The sequence below is a fragment of the Streptomyces sp. NBC_00122 genome (genome assembly GCF_045160845.1).
In the GTDB taxonomy this organism is placed as follows: Bacteria; Actinomycetota; Actinomycetes; order Streptomycetales; family Streptomycetaceae; genus Streptomyces.
Map to the genome: position 1 here is coordinate 2,806,874 of NZ_CP108191.1, position 13,833 is coordinate 2,820,706.

Sequence of the window (13,833 nt, forward strand, 5' to 3'; positions counted from 1 at the left end):
GTGCCACTCTCCGTGGTGCCGGTGCAGTCCCACGCCACCCGATCGGCCCCTGATGGGTGCACGCCTGGTACACAGGTGGTATGCGAGCTGTGGTGCAGAGGGTGGACGGCGCGAGCGTCGTCGTGGCCGGCGAGACGGTGGGCGAGATCGTCGGCGAAGGGCTGTGCGTGCTGGTGGGGGTGACCCACGACGACACCCCGGAGAAGGCGGCGGTGCTGGCGCGCAAGCTGTGGTCCGTGCGGATCCTGGAGGCGGAGAAGTCCTGCAGTGACGTGGACGCACCGCTTCTGGTGATCTCTCAGTTCACGCTGTACGGAGACGCCCGCAAGGGCCGTCGCCCCACGTGGAACGCGGCCGCTCCGGGACCGGTGGCCGAGCCGCTGGTGGACGAGGTCGTGGCGCAGCTGCGGGCGCTGGGCGCGACGGTGGAAACGGGCCGGTTCGGCGCGGACATGCGGGTCTCGCTCACCAACCACGGCCCGTTCACCATCGTCATCGACGTCTGAGCCGCGGCGGCTACGGCGCTACGACGACCTCCTGCGCGGCGGCCGTCTTGCCGGCCAGCAGCGGCGCGTCCACCGGCACGTTCCGCTTGACCAGCGCGAGCGCGATCGGGCCCAGCTCGTGGTGGCGGACGGCGGTGGTCACGAAGCCCAGCTGCCGGCCCTCCTCCCCGTCGGCGGCGAGCCGGACGGGCGCGCCGTGCGCCGGGAGGAGCACCTCGGAGCCGTCCAGGTGCAGGAAGACCAGGCGGCGCGGGGGCTTGCCCAGGTTGTGGACGCGGGCCACCGTCTCCTGGCCGCGGTAGCAGCCCTTCTGCAGGTGCACGGCGGTACCGATCCAGCCCAGCTCGTGCGGGATGGTGCGGTGGTCGGTCTCCAGGCCGAGGCGCGGCCGGTGCGCCTCGACGCGCAGCGCCTCGTAGGCGAGGAGACCCGCGGCCGGGCCGTGCGAGGCGGCGAAGGCCTCCAGTTCGGCGCGGGGCAGGAAGACGTCGCGGCCGTGCGCGGTCTCCCGTACGACGAGCTTCTCGTCGACCTCGGCGATGGAGCCGGCCGGCAGGTGCACGACCGCGAACTCCTCGGTGCGGTCGGCGACTTCGACGCGGTAGAAGAACTTCATGGACTCCAGGTAGGCGATCAGCTCGCCCTGGGTGCCCGGCTCCACGTGGGCCCACGTGGTCTCGCCGTCGTCGACGAGGTAGAGCGCGTGCTCGATGTGGCCGTGGGCGGAGAGGATCAGCGCCTCGGTGGCCTGCCCGGCCGGCAGTTCGGTGAGGTGCTGCGTCAGCAGCAGGTGCAGCCAGCTCAGCCGCTCCGGTCCGGTGACGGTGACGACTCCGCGGTGCGAGAGGTCGACGAAACCGCGGCCGTCCGCGAGGGCGCGCTGTTCGCCGTACAGCTCTCCGTAGTGGGCGGCGACGTCCTCGTCACGGCCTTCGGCCGCTACGGCGCCGGGGAGATGGAGCAAAGGGCTGCTGGTCATGGGACCAAGCGTACGACCCGGCCGGGACGGGGCCCGCGCTGCCTATGCGTGGCCGTCGCGGTGCTTGGCGGCGCACTTCTTGCACAGACCGAAGATCGCGAAGTGCTTCATGTCGGTCTCGAACCCGAAGGTGTCGCGGAGCTTGGCGGTGAACTCGGCGGCGATGTCCACATCGGCCTCGATGACGTCGCCGCAGTCGCGGCAGACCAGGTGGATGTGGTGGTGCCGGTCGGCGAGGTGGTACGTGGGCGCGCCGTGGCCGAGGTGGGCGTGCGAGACGAGCTTCAGCTCCTCCAGCAGCTCCAGCGTGCGGTAGACCGTGGAGATGTTGACGCCGGAGGCGGTCTTGCGCACCTCGGCGAGGATCTCGTCCGGGCTGGCGTGCTCCAGGGCGTCGACCGCTTCCAGGACAAGCTGGCGCTGCGGGGTCAGGCGGTATCCGCGCTGCCGCAGGTCGGTCTTCCAGTCGGTACCTTCGGTGCCTTCGCTGCTCACCACCCGGCCAGTGTAAGCGCGCGAAGGGGACCGCGGGCTTCGCCCGAGGTCCCCTTCCTGCACAGCCTGTGGATATGTCCGACCGGTCCGATCCGGTCAGCGGAAGAAGGCGATGCCGTCGTCCGGCATGTCCGGGAGGTTGCGCGCCATCTCGGCGACCTCCTCGGGCGTGACGACCTTCTTCAGCTGGGCCGACATGTACGGGCGCAGCTCGACGTCCGGGGTGGCCTTCTCACCGACCCACATGAGGTCGCTCTTCACGTAGCCGTAGAGCCGCTTGCCGCCGCTGTGCGGGCGGGAGGCGGCGGTGCGGGCGACCGCGTCGGTGACCAGGTCGATCTGGGGCTTCTGGTCGGCGAGGTCTCCGTACCAGATCTCGACGACGCCCTGGTCGCGGACCATGACGATCTCGACCCTGCGCTGCGTGTCGATGCGCCAGTAGCCCGACTCGGACTCCAGCGGACGCACCTTGTTGCCCTCGGCGTCGAGCACCCAGGTGTGGGAGTGGTACTCCAGGAAGTCCCGGCCGTCGTGGCTGAAGACGACCTCCTGGCCGAAGTTGCACTTCTCCTCGCCCGGGAAGTCGAAGACTCCCGCACCCTCCCAGTTACCGAGGAGGAAGGCGAGGGGGACGAGTCCCGGATTCAGGTCGGACGGGATCTGGATCATGATTGGCTGCTCAGGCGATCTGTGGGAGGGGTTCCGGCGCGGTCAGCTGGGCGGATGCTCAGCGCTGACCCTGGTACAGCTTCTTGACGGCCAGGCCGGTGAAGGCGAGGACGCCGACGCAGACCAGGACCAGCAGGGAGGTGAAGACTGCCTCAAGCACGGGGTGCTCCTCGGAGGATTCGTTCGGGGGAGGTACGGCCGGTCCCCAAGCCTACTGGCCCGGGGACCGGCGCACTGTGTGAGGTGGGCCGAACCGCTCGTCGCGGGGATCAGCCCAGCAGCTGGTGCTGCAGGATCACCGTCTGGTGGAACGGGACGGTGGCCACCTCGCCCTTGCGGGTCTGGAGGATCACTGCCTGGATGTCACCGGACTGGATGCACGCGGCCTTGACCTGCTCGTCGCCGAACGGGGCGGACTCCTTGCGGACCGAGATCCCGCGCAGGTTCGGCTGGGGCTGGGCGTTCTTGGCCTTGGCCCAGTCGCCGTCGGCCTCGATCCGCTTGACGCCGTTCAGCCTCAGGTCGGCGTCGCAGCCCTTCCACGCGTCCGTGAACCCGGACGCGTGGAAGCGCAGCAGGTAGATCCGGGTGCGGGTGCCGTCCGGGGTGGTCCAGCCGCGCGCCACGATCTGGCGCAGGCCGTTGTCCGTGAAGTCCCGCTTCATCCCCTCGCGCGCGCTGGACTCGTATTCGTCCAGGAAGGTGTCCGAGGACACCACCGAGTCCTTCTCCAGCTTCAGCGCGGCGTCCGGGGCGGACCCCTTCGGCGCCGGCAGGAGCAGCTCCGTCAGACCGGCGTAGTGGATGCCGTCCGGGTTGTCCTTGGCGAAGGGCAGGGCGGCGCCGGGGGGCAGGGTGGGCTTGGCCAGTGCCGGGTACACCCAGCGGCCGTCGTCCTGGGTGGACAGGCCGGGGATGTCGGTGCGCTCGGGCTGGGCGATCCCGTACGCGACCCCCGTGCCGGCGGCGGCGAAGACGACGACGGCGGCGGTCCACCGCAGGAAGGCGAACAGCCTGCGGCGGTCCTTGGGCGCCGGGGCCTCGGCAGCGGCAGCGGCCTCAGCCGCGGCCTGCGGCGCTGCGAGGGATTCCGCGGGGGCGGCGGCGGCCGGGGCCTCGGTGGTGTTCTGCTCGGTCACACGGACTCCCCGGGGGACTTCAGGTGGCTCAGCTGGTTCTTGAAGAAGCCGACGGCATCGGAGGTCTGGAAGGGCGTGCGCCCGTACGCGCGGAAGTTGACCAGCACGTCCCCCTGGACCGCCACGCAGTAGAGGGAGTCGACCTTCTCCTTCTTCTCGTTGTCCTTCTCGTCCTCACCGACGGCCAGCAGGGAGCACTTGGCGTCGGGGAAGCCGTCCACCTTCGGCGCCTCGCGGCCGTCGCCGGCGAATTCGAGGAGCTTCTTGGTGATCTCGGAGAACGTCCCCAGGGCCTGCGGATCGGCCTGCATGATGCTGACCTCCACGACCAGGTCGCCGTGGCGCCCGGTGTAGCCGCGCCCCGCCAGGCCCTTCAGCTTCAGGCCGGCCAGCATGTCGTCGCGCTTCTTGCGCTCCGAGCTGGACAGTCCTTCCCGTGCTTCCTTGAGGGTCTCGACGGCCTTCTCGCCGGAGACGAAGAAGTTGTTGCCGTCGCCGTCGAGGTCGGGGCCCGGCGTGAAGCCGCCCGGAACCGGGAGCAGCTTGCCCGTGAGGGCGTTCGGGGGTACCTCCGCGGCCTCCTCGGCCGTCGGGACCCGCTCACCCGCGGCCACCCAGTAGGCGGTGGGCGCGGTCCTGTCGGCGCCCGCGATCGCGGAGAAGCCCCAGACGCCACCGCCCACGAGGACGGCGGCGGCCACGCCCGCGGCGATGAGGGCGAGCTTCTTACGGCCCACCGTGCGCGCGGGCTTCGCGGGCTCGGGAGCCGCGGCCGGGGCGACGGCCTCTGCCGACGCCTGAGCGGGGGCCTGAGCCGGGGTCATGTCGTTCTGCGGCTCGGTCACAGTCGCTCCAGCTGTCGCTTGGCCAGGTCGATGACATCGCTCTGGGAGATGTTCCTGCCGCGCTTGTCGTTGTAGAAGACCTCCACGACGATGTCGCCGCGCCGGACGATGGCCCGGGACTGGCGCAGCGGGTAATAGCCCGGCTTCTCGCGGAGTTCCGAGAAGACCCAGACGTGCCCGAGGTCCGCGGGGACGCCCGGGATGGCCGCACCGCCGTTGCCCGCGAACTTCTTCTCGGACATGTAGCCCGACTGGTCCCGCTGGAACTCGTTGGCCCCGGCGAAGTCGTTGAACTGCACCAGCCGGACCTCCGTGACCCGGTCGTCCTCTTCCCACATCTCGGTGGCGACCCGCCGGAAGCTGTCGCTCGCCAAGTCGCTGAGGGCCGGGCCCGGCCGTTCGAAGTGGGTCGCGAAGGAGTCGAGGGTGTCGTAGCCGGGTTCCTCGATGATCTTCGCCCCGCCCGGTGCCTCGATCAGCAGCTTGCTGATGTCGTCGTCGGTCTTGTGCCAGCGGTTGGCGTTGATCGTCTTGTTCGTGGTGGCGTCGTCCGGCACGAGCGCCTTCGGCGTCACCAGCTTCTGCTGGGCCAGCGGCGGCAGCGGGGTGGGGTCGCGGTGGTACTGGACCGCGTAACCGGTGACGGCGCCGGCGAGGACGCCGAGTGCGGCCGCGCCCGCGATCAGGAGGGTCGTACGGCCGGGGCGGCGGCGCGGGGCGGGCGCGGCGGCGGTCATGTCCGCCGTGTCCGGTGTTTCCCGTGTTTCCGGCGTGTCCGGCGTGACCGGCGTGTTCGATTCCGGGCCGGTCTCCCCCTCTTTCCGCTGCTCAGGGAAGGTCTGCTCGTGTTCCAAAGGTTCCCCCACAGGACATGCGACGCGGGTTCGATTACCCGCGCGTACCCATGACCCGATCTTGGGGGGAGCAGTTGTATGAATGCTTATTACATTCTTATCTCGCTGGGTTCGCGCCGCGCTGTCAGTCCTCGTGACGGCGCTTTCCGTCCAGTTCGTCCCACCACTCGTCGGACTTGGGATCGCCCGAGGGGTCGTCCCACCAGCGGTCGTCCGGGCCGCGCCGGTTGGCGATCATCGCGGCGACCGGCGGGATGACCATGGCGACGACGCACATGGCCACCGCGGCCTCGACCGAGAGCAGGCGCACGAAGGCCCAGGCGGAGACGAAGAGGAACAGGCATCCGCCCATGAGCAGGAAGTAGACGCGCCGGCGCCGGGCGTACATGCCTCCAGCGTAGGGCCGGGCCCCGCGAAGGCAAGGCCGCGCGGACGGCACGAAGGGCCGCACCCCGGTCCAGTGGCGTCCAACCCCCTGGGGACCCCCCGGACGGAGTCTGGGGGAGGGTGCGGCCCTTCGGCCGGTTCAGCTGTCGATCAGACCGCGATCGCCACGTCCGTCACGCCGCCGGCCTCGGCGACGACGACCCTGTGGTCCGCCGTGGCACCCGGGACGAGCGCACGCAGCGTCCAGGAGCCGGTGGCCGCGTAGAAACGGAACTGGCCGGTCGCCGAGGTCGGGACCTCCGCGGTGAACTCGCCGGTCGAGTCCAGCAGGCGGACGTAGCCGGACACCGGCTCGCCCTCCTTGGTGATCTGACCCTGGATCGCGGTCTCACCGGGCTTGAGCGTCGCGAGGTCGGGCCCTCCGATGGGTGCTCCACACATGTTCTCTGTCCTGTCCTAGAGAGTCGTACTGGCTTCTACGGGCCCTGCGTGCCCTGCAGGGTTACTTGTTGGCGCCGAGCTCGATCGGCACGCCGACCAGGGAGCCGTACTCGGTCCACGAGCCGTCGTAGTTCTTGACGTTCTCCTGGCCGAGAAGCTCGTGCAGGACGAACCACGTGAGCGCGGAGCGCTCGCCGATGCGGCAGTAGGCGATGGTGTCCTTCGCCAGGTCGACCTGCTCCGCCTGGTAGAGCGCGGTCAGCTCGTCGTCCGACTTGAAGGTGCCGTCGTCGTTGGCGTTCTTCGACCACGGGATGTTGCGGGCGCTCGGCACGTGGCCGGGGCGCTGCGACTGCTCCTGCGGGAGGTGGGCCGGGGCGAGCAGCTTGCCGGAGAACTCGTCGGGCGAACGGACGTCGACCAGGTTCAGGGAGCCGATCGCCGCCACGACGTCGTCGCGGAAGGCGCGGATCGACGTGTCCTGGGCCTTGGCCTTGTACTGCGTGGCGGGGCGGTTGGGGACGTCCTTGCCGTCGACCAGGTCGCGGGAGTCGAGCTCCCACTTCTTGCGGCCGCCGTCGAGGAGCTTCACGTCCTGGTGACCGTAGAGCTTGAAGTACCAGTAGGCGTAGGACGCGAACCAGTTGTTGTTGCCGCCGTAGAGGACGACGGTGTCGTCGTTGGAGATGCCCTTGGCGGAGAGGAGCTTCTCGAAGCCCTCCTGGTCCACGAAGTCGCGGCGGACCGGGTCCTGGAGGTCCTGCCTCCAGTCGATCCGGACGGCGTTGGTGATGTGGTTCTTGTCGTAGGCGGACGTGTCCTCGTCCACCTCGACGATGACGACATTGGCGTCGTTCAGGTGGGCCTCGACCCAGTCGGCGTCTACGAGGACGTCGCTGCGGCTCATGGTGTTCTCCTCCGGGGCAGTGTGCGGCGGGGCTTGCGGATACTGCTGCAAACCGGCTGGACCGGCTGCGGGTGTTGCTCGTGCGTGCGTCCGGGTACCTCGAAGTTCTCCCCCGGTGCGGGGAGGCTCAGGGGATCAGGAGGCAGGTGCGGTCACGCGGGAAAGGCCGTCGTCCGGCTGATGGAGCGGATGCGCTCACATGTCACATGGATCGACAGAGCATGGCGGCGACGCGACACAGGTCTACTGCCCGCCGCTTCGTGAGGTCCGCCTGCTGATGCTTCATAGCCATGGATCGTAGGGACGAATCAGCCGCCCTGTCACCGGTGTGTCATATTCCGAGACAGGATCGTCCGCATAGTGGGATAGGAGCTCTACGGACGGCCGCCGCGCCGCCCTCCGGAGCCGCCCTGCGGCCCGTCCTTCTGCGGATCGGACCGCTCCGTCTCACGATCCGGCCAGTGCCACGTCCGTACCGCCCAGCGTGAGGTGCACACCGGCCTCGTCCGAGGTCAGGGCGGACAGGTGCAGCCCGGACGGCAGCCCGCTGTCGAGGGCGCGGTCGAAGTCGGTCTTCTTGCGGATCTGCTTCTCGACGCCGGGGATGCCCTCGCCCGGCACCTCGTCGGCGCGCACCCGGACGATCCGGCCGCCCTTGCCGTCCTGCGCGTCCTCCAGTGTGATGGTCGACACCACGCTGCGCGAGAGCGTCTTGCCCAGGATGTCCACCGACGCGGTCACCTTCACCTTGCCCGGCGCCCCGCCGTAGGAGAGGGTCGCGCCGCTCTGCGAGGCCGCGGTCAGGTCCGCGTACGTGATCAGGCCGGTGCCCTCGGCGCGCTTGGCCGTGCCGCCGGTGTAGTCCCCGTTCAGCTTCACGTCGCGGAAGCTCGCGTCGAGCTCGGAGAGCCGCGTCTTGCGGCCCTCCGCGGCCACGTCCACGCCCCGGAGCTTCAGGTCCACCCGCTCCAGGTCGTGGCTGAGCGCCTGGGTGAGGAACGGGAATCCGTGGATCTCCACCTCCGCGGTCCCGGCCAGCCCCTGCCGGGCCTGGATCCGGTCGGCCAGCCGGTTCTCGGCATAGCCGACCGCCCAGCGGTCCGCCCCCGCGAACAGGGCCCCCAGAACCACTCCGATGATCACTACGGCGCGCAGGAATCGCACGTGCCACTCCCCCTACTAGTCGGTACGTGCGTTCTAGTGGACCATGTCCGTTGTCGGGGACAGATCAGCCCACCACCCGGCCGATCAGGTACACGGCGGGTGCGGCGGCCGCCAGCGGCAGCGCGACACCGGCCGTCATGTGGACGAACTTCGACGGGTAGTCGTACGCCGCCACGCGCAGCCCGATCAGCGCGCACACCCCGGCGGCGAGGCCGAGCAGCGCCCCGCCCACCCCGATGTCGGTCAGCCCGCCGACGGCGATGCCCGCACCACAGGCCGCGGCCAGCGAGACGCCGACGGAAGCCGGGGTGGGCAGCGGCAGCGCGCGGGCGAACACGGCGACGGCGACGGCGGCCGCGCCGACGGTGACGGCGGCGGTGTCCGCGGCCAGGTAGCCGGCGCAGACGATGGCGAGCGCGGCCGAGGCCACCGAGGCCATCAGGCCGTACATCCGCTCGTCGGGGTCGGCGTGGCTGCGCAGCTGGAGCACGAGGGTGAGCAGCACCCAGGCTCCGAGGGTGCCGATGATCGCGCCGGGGCGGAAGGCCTCGTCCACCGCGAGCACGGCCACGTCGGCGACGACGGCTCCGGCGAAGGCGAGGGCGATGCCCTGGCGGGCCGGCCACATGCCGTTGAGGCGGAACCAGCCGGCCGCGGTGAGGCCCTGGAGGGCGACCAGCGGCAGGAGCAGCGCGTACTGGCCCAGGGCCGCGGCGACGGCGAGCAGCACGCCGAGGACGGCGGTCAGTATGGCCGGCTGCGGACCGGGGTCGATGATCGGCGACCGGCCCTCGGCGCGGGCCTGGGCCGGGTCGACGGCGCGGACGGTATTGCCGCCGAGGGTGGGCGGGGAGTACTCCGGCTCCTCCTCCGGAGCCTCCGGCAGCCCCGGGACCGGGACCGGGACCGGGACCGGGACCGGAGCCGCGGCGGCCTGCGGCGGGAGGTAAGCGGTCTGCTCGGCCGGGGCCTCGTGGGACCAGTCCTGGCCCGGGGCCGGAGCCTGGACCTCGTCGCGGAACCACCCCTCCGGCGCGGCCGACTGCTGCTCCGGCTGGGCGGGATCCGTGTACGGCGGCAGGTACGCCGTCTCGGCCGCCCACTCCTGGGCCGGCGCCGGCGCGGGAACGGGAGTGGCCTCGTCGCGGAACCAGCCGTCCGGCGCCACCGGCTGCTGCTGGTGCTGCTGCGCGGGTTCCGTGTACGGCGGCAGGTACGCCGTCTCGGCCGCCCATTCCTGGGCCGGGGCCGGGGCGGGAACGGGAGTGACCTCGTCGCGGAACCAGCCCTCGGGCGCGACCGGCTGGTCCGCCGCCCCGCCCAGCGGCGGCGGCACCGGCTGATAGCCGGTGTCCCAGGTGTCGGCCTGCCAGGTCTGGGTCCCGTACGGGTCCTGCTGCTGCGCGTACTCCTGCTGCTGGTGCTGGTGCTGGTGCTGCTGGTGCTGGTGCTGCTGTTCTTCAGGCGTGCTCATGGCTCCCGCTCACCCGCCCGCGAACGGCGGGAGCACCTCGACGGTGCCCCCCTCGGTCAGCAGGACGGAATCGTGCGGGCGCTTGCCCACAGGCTCATCGTTCACGAGGAAGGAGCAGCGCAGCAGGACCCGGGTCAGCTCCCCGGGGTGGCGTTCCCGCACGCCGTCGAGCGCCTCGGCCAGTGTGCGCGCCGAGTACGGCTCCTCCGCAGTCTTGGCCGCGGCCTTGGCCGCCGCCCAGTAGCGGATGGTTCCGGTTGCCACTGCAGCTCCTATCGTCGGCTCTCTACCGTCGGCCTCCATGATGACCCCTCCCACCCCGCACTCCGGTGCGCCTGCGCGCGCCCCGTATGCGCCCGGCACGCCCGGCGGTACCGCTCGGCGGACCCCCGATCCGGTGAAACCGGGGCATACGCAGGGCAGGGGCGTGGCAGGAACCACAGAATGGGAAGGGACACAGGCCTCGGCCACACAACGGCCAGTGGGCTATTCTGCTGCGAAGAGGATCCGGGCAACGTTGCCCCCGGGTCCTTTTGTGCTTTCAGCACGTTGAACGAACCGAGAACAGACGAGAACGAGAACGACGGCATCCGTCCGGGCCCCAGGGCGCGGGGCCGGGCGGACACCGCACAGACGCACCACGTACGAAGCAGTACCGCGCACGTCCTCGACGGGACCGAGGAGGAACCGACGTGATGGACCAGCGAACCGTGTTCGACCGACCGACCGGCACCGGGCGGGGTGGTCGGGCATGAGCTCACTCCTGCTGCTGACCAACGCCCTGCAGCCGTCCACCGAAGTGCTGCCCGCCCTCGGCCTGCTCCTGCACAACGTGCGGGTGGCCCCCGCCGAGGGCCCGGCCCTCGTGGACACCCCGGGTGCCGACGTCATCCTCGTGGACGGCCGCCGCGACCTGCCGCAGGTGCGGTCGCTGTGCCAGCTGCTCCGCTCCACCGGGCCGGGCTGCCCCCTCATCCTCGTCGTCACCGAGGGCGGCCTCGCGGCCGTCACCGCCGACTGGGGCATCGACGACGTACTCCTGGACACCGCCGGCCCCGCCGAGGTCGAGGCGCGGCTGCGGCTGGCCACCGGCCGCCAGCAGCTGGGCTCGGACGACTCCCCCATGGAGATCCGCAACGGCGACCTGTCGGTGGACGAGGCGACGTACTCCGCCAAGCTCAAGGGGCGGGTGCTGGACCTCACCTTCAAGGAGTTCGAGCTGCTCAAGTACCTCGCGCAGCACCCGGGCCGGGTCTTCACCCGGGCCCAGCTGCTGCAGGAGGTGTGGGGCTACGACTACTTCGGCGGTACCCGGACGGTCGACGTGCACGTACGGCGGCTGCGCGCGAAGCTCGGTCCCGAGCACGAGTCGCTGATCGGCACGGTCCGCAACGTCGGCTACCGCTTCGTCACGCCGGAGAAGGTCGAGCGGGCCGCGGCGGAGGCGGCGGCGAAGGCAGCGGCGAAGGCCGCCGCACAGACGGGCGCGCAAACGGGCGCGCAGACCGGGGCGGCCGTCACCCAGTCGGCGGAAGACCCTGTGAGCATCCAGTCGGCAGGACGCCCTGCCCAGAGGTAGGTCACCCCGCGTAGACTTCGCGCGTGGCCAAGGTGACGCGGGATGACGTGGCGCGACTTGCGGGTACCTCTACCGCCGTCGTGAGCTACGTCATCAACAACGGACCCCGGCCGGTTGCCCCGGCCACGCGCGAGCGTGTCCTCGCCGCGATCAAGGATCTGGGCTACCGCCCGGACCGGGTCGCCCAGGCGATGGCCTCGCGGCGCACCGATCTCATAGGCATGATCGTCCCCGATGCCCGTCAGCCGTTCTTCGCGGAGATGGCGCACGCGGTCGAGCAGGCCGCCGCCGAGCGCGGAAAGATGGTGCTCGTCGGGAACTCCGACTACCGCGACGAGCGCGAGGTCCACTACCTGAGGGCCTTCCTCGGGATGCGGGTTTCGGGCCTGATCCTGGTCAGCCAGGGCATGAGCGAGCGCGCGGCGTCGGAGATCGAGGCGTGGGACGCCCGGATCGTGCTGCTGCACGAACGCCCCGAGGCCATCGACGACGTCGCGGTGATCACCGACGACATCGGCGGCGCGCAGCTCGCGACCCGGCACCTGCTGGAGCACGGGCACGCGTACGTGGCATGCATCGGCGGGGTCGAGAACACCCCGTCGGTCGGCGACCCGGTCGCGGACCACGTCGAGGGCTGGAGGCGGGCGATGCTGGAGGCCGGCCGCTCGGTGGAGGGCCGGCTCTTCGAGGCCCCGTACAACCGCTACGACGCCTACACCGTGGCCCTGGAGGTGCTGTCCGGCCCGGACCGCCCGCCGGCGATCTTCTGCGCCACGGACGACCAGGCCATCGGCGTGCTGCGGGCCGCGCGCGAGCTGCGGATCGACGTGCCCGGGGAGCTGGCCGTCGCCGGCTTCGACGACGTGAAGGAAGCGGCCCTGACGGACCCGCCCCTCACCACCATCGCCTCGGACCGCCCGGCCATGGCCCGCGCGGCGGTGGACCTGGTCCTGGACGACGCCCTGCGCGTGGCCGGCTCCCGCCGGGAACGGCTCAAGCAGTTCCCGTCGGCGCTGGTGATCCGCCGGTCCTGCGGCTGCCGTTAGGGCGTCGAGCCGGACGGCATGCCCGGCCCGGTCGGCGCCGGGCACCTCCGCCGGGATTCATATCGGGCATACGCGGTTCTGTCGGGCTTCTCAGCGGGGACTCAGGAAGCTCTCATGAACCGCGGACAGAGTCATCACCATGACCGACAGCTTCCGCCGCGAAGGCGAGTACCCGCAGGAGAACCGCCCGACCCGGCCGGCGCAGGGCGCCGCGGCAGGCGGCTACCCGCCGCCGCCCGTGTACCCGCCCGCCGCGCCGGGGTGGCACGAGGCTCACCAGCCCCCGGTCGTCATCCAGGGGGAGACCGTCCCGGCGGCCCCGACGGCCCAGGTCCCCGCGACGCACGCCGCCCCCCGCGCCAAGCGGCCGGTCGCGCTGCTCGCCGCCGTCGCCCTCGCCGCGGCCGTGGTCGGCGGCGGCACCGCGGCCGCCGTCCAGCAGCTGATGGGCTCCCACGACGCCGCCGGGGGCCGCGGCGTCAACGGCACCAACGTCTCGCAGTCCAGCAACGGCACCGTCGCCGGCGTCGCCGAGCAGGTCAGCCCCTCCGTGGTCCGCATCGACACCCGCACCGGCTCCGGCCAGGGCACCGGCTCCGGCATCGTCGTCACCGCCGACGGCGAGGTCGTCACCAACAACCACGTCGTCAGCGGCGCCACCGAGATCCAGGTGACGATGAGCGACGGCAAGAAGTACAAGGCCAAGATCGTCGGGACCGACCCGGGCAAGGACCTGGCCCTGATCAAGCTGGAGGGCGCTGGGGGTACCTCCCAGGCCGAAGGCCTAGGGGGAAGTCTCCGGGCCGCCAAGCTCGGCGACTCCGGCAGCCTGAAGGTCGGCGACCAGGTCGTCGCCATCGGCTCCCCCGACCGCCTCACCGGCACGGTCACCAGCGGCATCGTCTCCGCACTCGACCGCGAGGTGAACGTCCCGAAGTCCGAGCAGCGGTCGCCGCAGCGCCAGGGCGGCAACGGCGGCTGGCCGTTCTCGTACGACGGACAGCAGTTCAACGGGAACACGGGGTCGGAGACCACCTCGTACAAGGCCATCCAGACGGACGCCTCCCTCAACCCCGGCAACTCCGGCGGCGCCCTCGTCAACCTGAACGGCGAGATCGTGGGCATGCCCTCCGCGATCTACTCCCCGGCCGGCGACAGCTCCACCGCCGGCAGCGTCGGCCTCGGCTTCGCCATCCCGGTCAACACGATCAAGGCCGACCTGGACTCCCTCCGCAAGGGCGGCCCCGGCGGCACCGGCACCGGCACGGGCTCCGGGAGCAGCCGCTCCGGCAGCGCCGCCAACGGCTTCGGCACCTCCTACTGAGACCCTGGATCCTGGTACGTGCCA

Annotated in this window: 17 protein-coding genes; 4 read left to right on the forward strand and 13 right to left on the reverse strand. The window is 71.2% G+C overall.

The features are described 5' to 3' along the window. The first annotated feature begins 80 nt into the window (after window positions 1–80). Entirely contained in the window at window positions 81–506 is a 426-nt protein-coding gene (gene dtd, locus OG737_RS13180; RefSeq protein WP_328926384.1) for a D-aminoacyl-tRNA deacylase, read from the forward strand. A 10-nt stretch (window positions 507–516) separates the two neighbouring features. Here the strand turns inward: dtd and OG737_RS13185 are convergent, their stop codons facing one another. The 13 genes from OG737_RS13185 to OG737_RS13245 all read right to left on the reverse strand — a co-directional run bounded on the left by OG737_RS13185 (window position 517) and on the right by OG737_RS13245 (window position 10,124). Next, complete coding sequence (locus OG737_RS13185) at window positions 517–1,485, reverse strand: folate-binding protein (protein WP_328926385.1); 969 nt, start codon at window positions 1,483–1,485, stop codon at window positions 517–519. Between the two features lie 42 nt (window positions 1,486–1,527). Beyond that, the gene (locus OG737_RS13190) at window positions 1,528–1,983 is read right to left on the reverse strand and encodes a Fur family transcriptional regulator (RefSeq protein ID WP_328926386.1); all 456 of its coding nucleotides are present in this window, start codon (window positions 1,981–1,983) and stop codon (window positions 1,528–1,530) included. A gap of 93 nt (window positions 1,984–2,076) precedes the next feature. Beyond that, complete coding sequence (locus OG737_RS13195; protein ID WP_328926387.1) at window positions 2,077–2,649, reverse strand: FABP family protein; 573 nt, start codon at window positions 2,647–2,649, stop codon at window positions 2,077–2,079. Between the two features lie 269 nt (window positions 2,650–2,918). After that, on the reverse strand, window positions 2,919–3,788 hold the full coding sequence (locus OG737_RS13200; protein ID WP_328926388.1) for a hypothetical protein: 870 nt from the start codon (window positions 3,786–3,788) through the stop codon (window positions 2,919–2,921). Then, window positions 3,785–4,633, reverse strand: coding sequence for a hypothetical protein (locus OG737_RS13205; protein ID WP_405921542.1), 849 nt, complete (start codon window positions 4,631–4,633; stop codon window positions 3,785–3,787). The genes OG737_RS13200 and OG737_RS13205 overlap by 4 nt, the downstream gene beginning before the upstream one ends. After that, window positions 4,630–5,370 (reverse strand): hypothetical protein, encoded by a 741-nt coding sequence (locus OG737_RS13210; RefSeq protein ID WP_328926390.1) that lies wholly within the window; start codon window positions 5,368–5,370, stop codon window positions 4,630–4,632. The genes OG737_RS13205 and OG737_RS13210 overlap by 4 nt, the downstream gene beginning before the upstream one ends. Window positions 5,371–5,611: 241 nt before the next feature. Then, window positions 5,612–5,875 carry a DUF3099 domain-containing protein gene (locus OG737_RS13215; RefSeq protein ID WP_328926391.1) on the reverse strand — a complete coding sequence of 88 codons (264 nt, stop codon included), beginning with the start codon at window positions 5,873–5,875 and terminating at the stop codon, window positions 5,612–5,614. Between the two features lie 149 nt (window positions 5,876–6,024). After that, window positions 6,025–6,315, reverse strand: coding sequence for a DUF1416 domain-containing protein (locus OG737_RS13220; protein ID WP_328926392.1), 291 nt, complete (start codon window positions 6,313–6,315; stop codon window positions 6,025–6,027). Between the two features lie 61 nt (window positions 6,316–6,376). Continuing rightward, window positions 6,377–7,222, reverse strand: coding sequence for a sulfurtransferase (locus OG737_RS13225; RefSeq protein ID WP_328926393.1), 846 nt, complete (start codon window positions 7,220–7,222; stop codon window positions 6,377–6,379). Window positions 7,223–7,424: 202 nt separating this feature from the next. Next, window positions 7,425–7,514, reverse strand: coding sequence for an Ms5788A family Cys-rich leader peptide (locus OG737_RS13230; RefSeq protein ID WP_350875872.1), 90 nt, complete (start codon window positions 7,512–7,514; stop codon window positions 7,425–7,427). Window positions 7,515–7,669: 155 nt separating this feature from the next. Next, the gene (locus tag OG737_RS13235) at window positions 7,670–8,386 is read right to left on the reverse strand and encodes a DUF2993 domain-containing protein (protein ID WP_328926394.1); all 717 of its coding nucleotides are present in this window, start codon (window positions 8,384–8,386) and stop codon (window positions 7,670–7,672) included. A gap of 64 nt (window positions 8,387–8,450) precedes the next feature. Continuing rightward, window positions 8,451–9,860, reverse strand: coding sequence for a hypothetical protein (locus tag OG737_RS13240; protein ID WP_405921543.1), 1,410 nt, complete (start codon window positions 9,858–9,860; stop codon window positions 8,451–8,453). A 9-nt stretch (window positions 9,861–9,869) separates the two neighbouring features. Further along, the gene (locus OG737_RS13245; RefSeq protein WP_328926396.1) at window positions 9,870–10,124 is read right to left on the reverse strand and encodes a MoaD/ThiS family protein; all 255 of its coding nucleotides are present in this window, start codon (window positions 10,122–10,124) and stop codon (window positions 9,870–9,872) included. 487 nt (window positions 10,125–10,611) lie between these two features. Here OG737_RS13245 and OG737_RS13250 point away from each other — a divergent pair, with 487 nt between their 5' ends. From OG737_RS13250 to OG737_RS13260, 3 genes are all read left to right on the forward strand, one after another. After that, window positions 10,612–11,439, forward strand: a complete 828-nt coding sequence (locus tag OG737_RS13250; RefSeq protein WP_328926397.1) for a response regulator transcription factor — start codon at window positions 10,612–10,614, stop codon at window positions 11,437–11,439. A 23-nt stretch (window positions 11,440–11,462) separates the two neighbouring features. Continuing rightward, window positions 11,463–12,485, forward strand: coding sequence for a LacI family DNA-binding transcriptional regulator (locus OG737_RS13255; protein ID WP_328926398.1), 1,023 nt, complete (start codon window positions 11,463–11,465; stop codon window positions 12,483–12,485). 139 nt (window positions 12,486–12,624) lie between these two features. Next, window positions 12,625–13,809 carry a S1C family serine protease gene (locus tag OG737_RS13260; protein ID WP_405921544.1) on the forward strand — a complete coding sequence of 395 codons (1,185 nt, stop codon included), beginning with the start codon at window positions 12,625–12,627 and terminating at the stop codon, window positions 13,807–13,809. The last annotated feature ends 24 nt before the right edge of the window (window positions 13,810–13,833 follow it).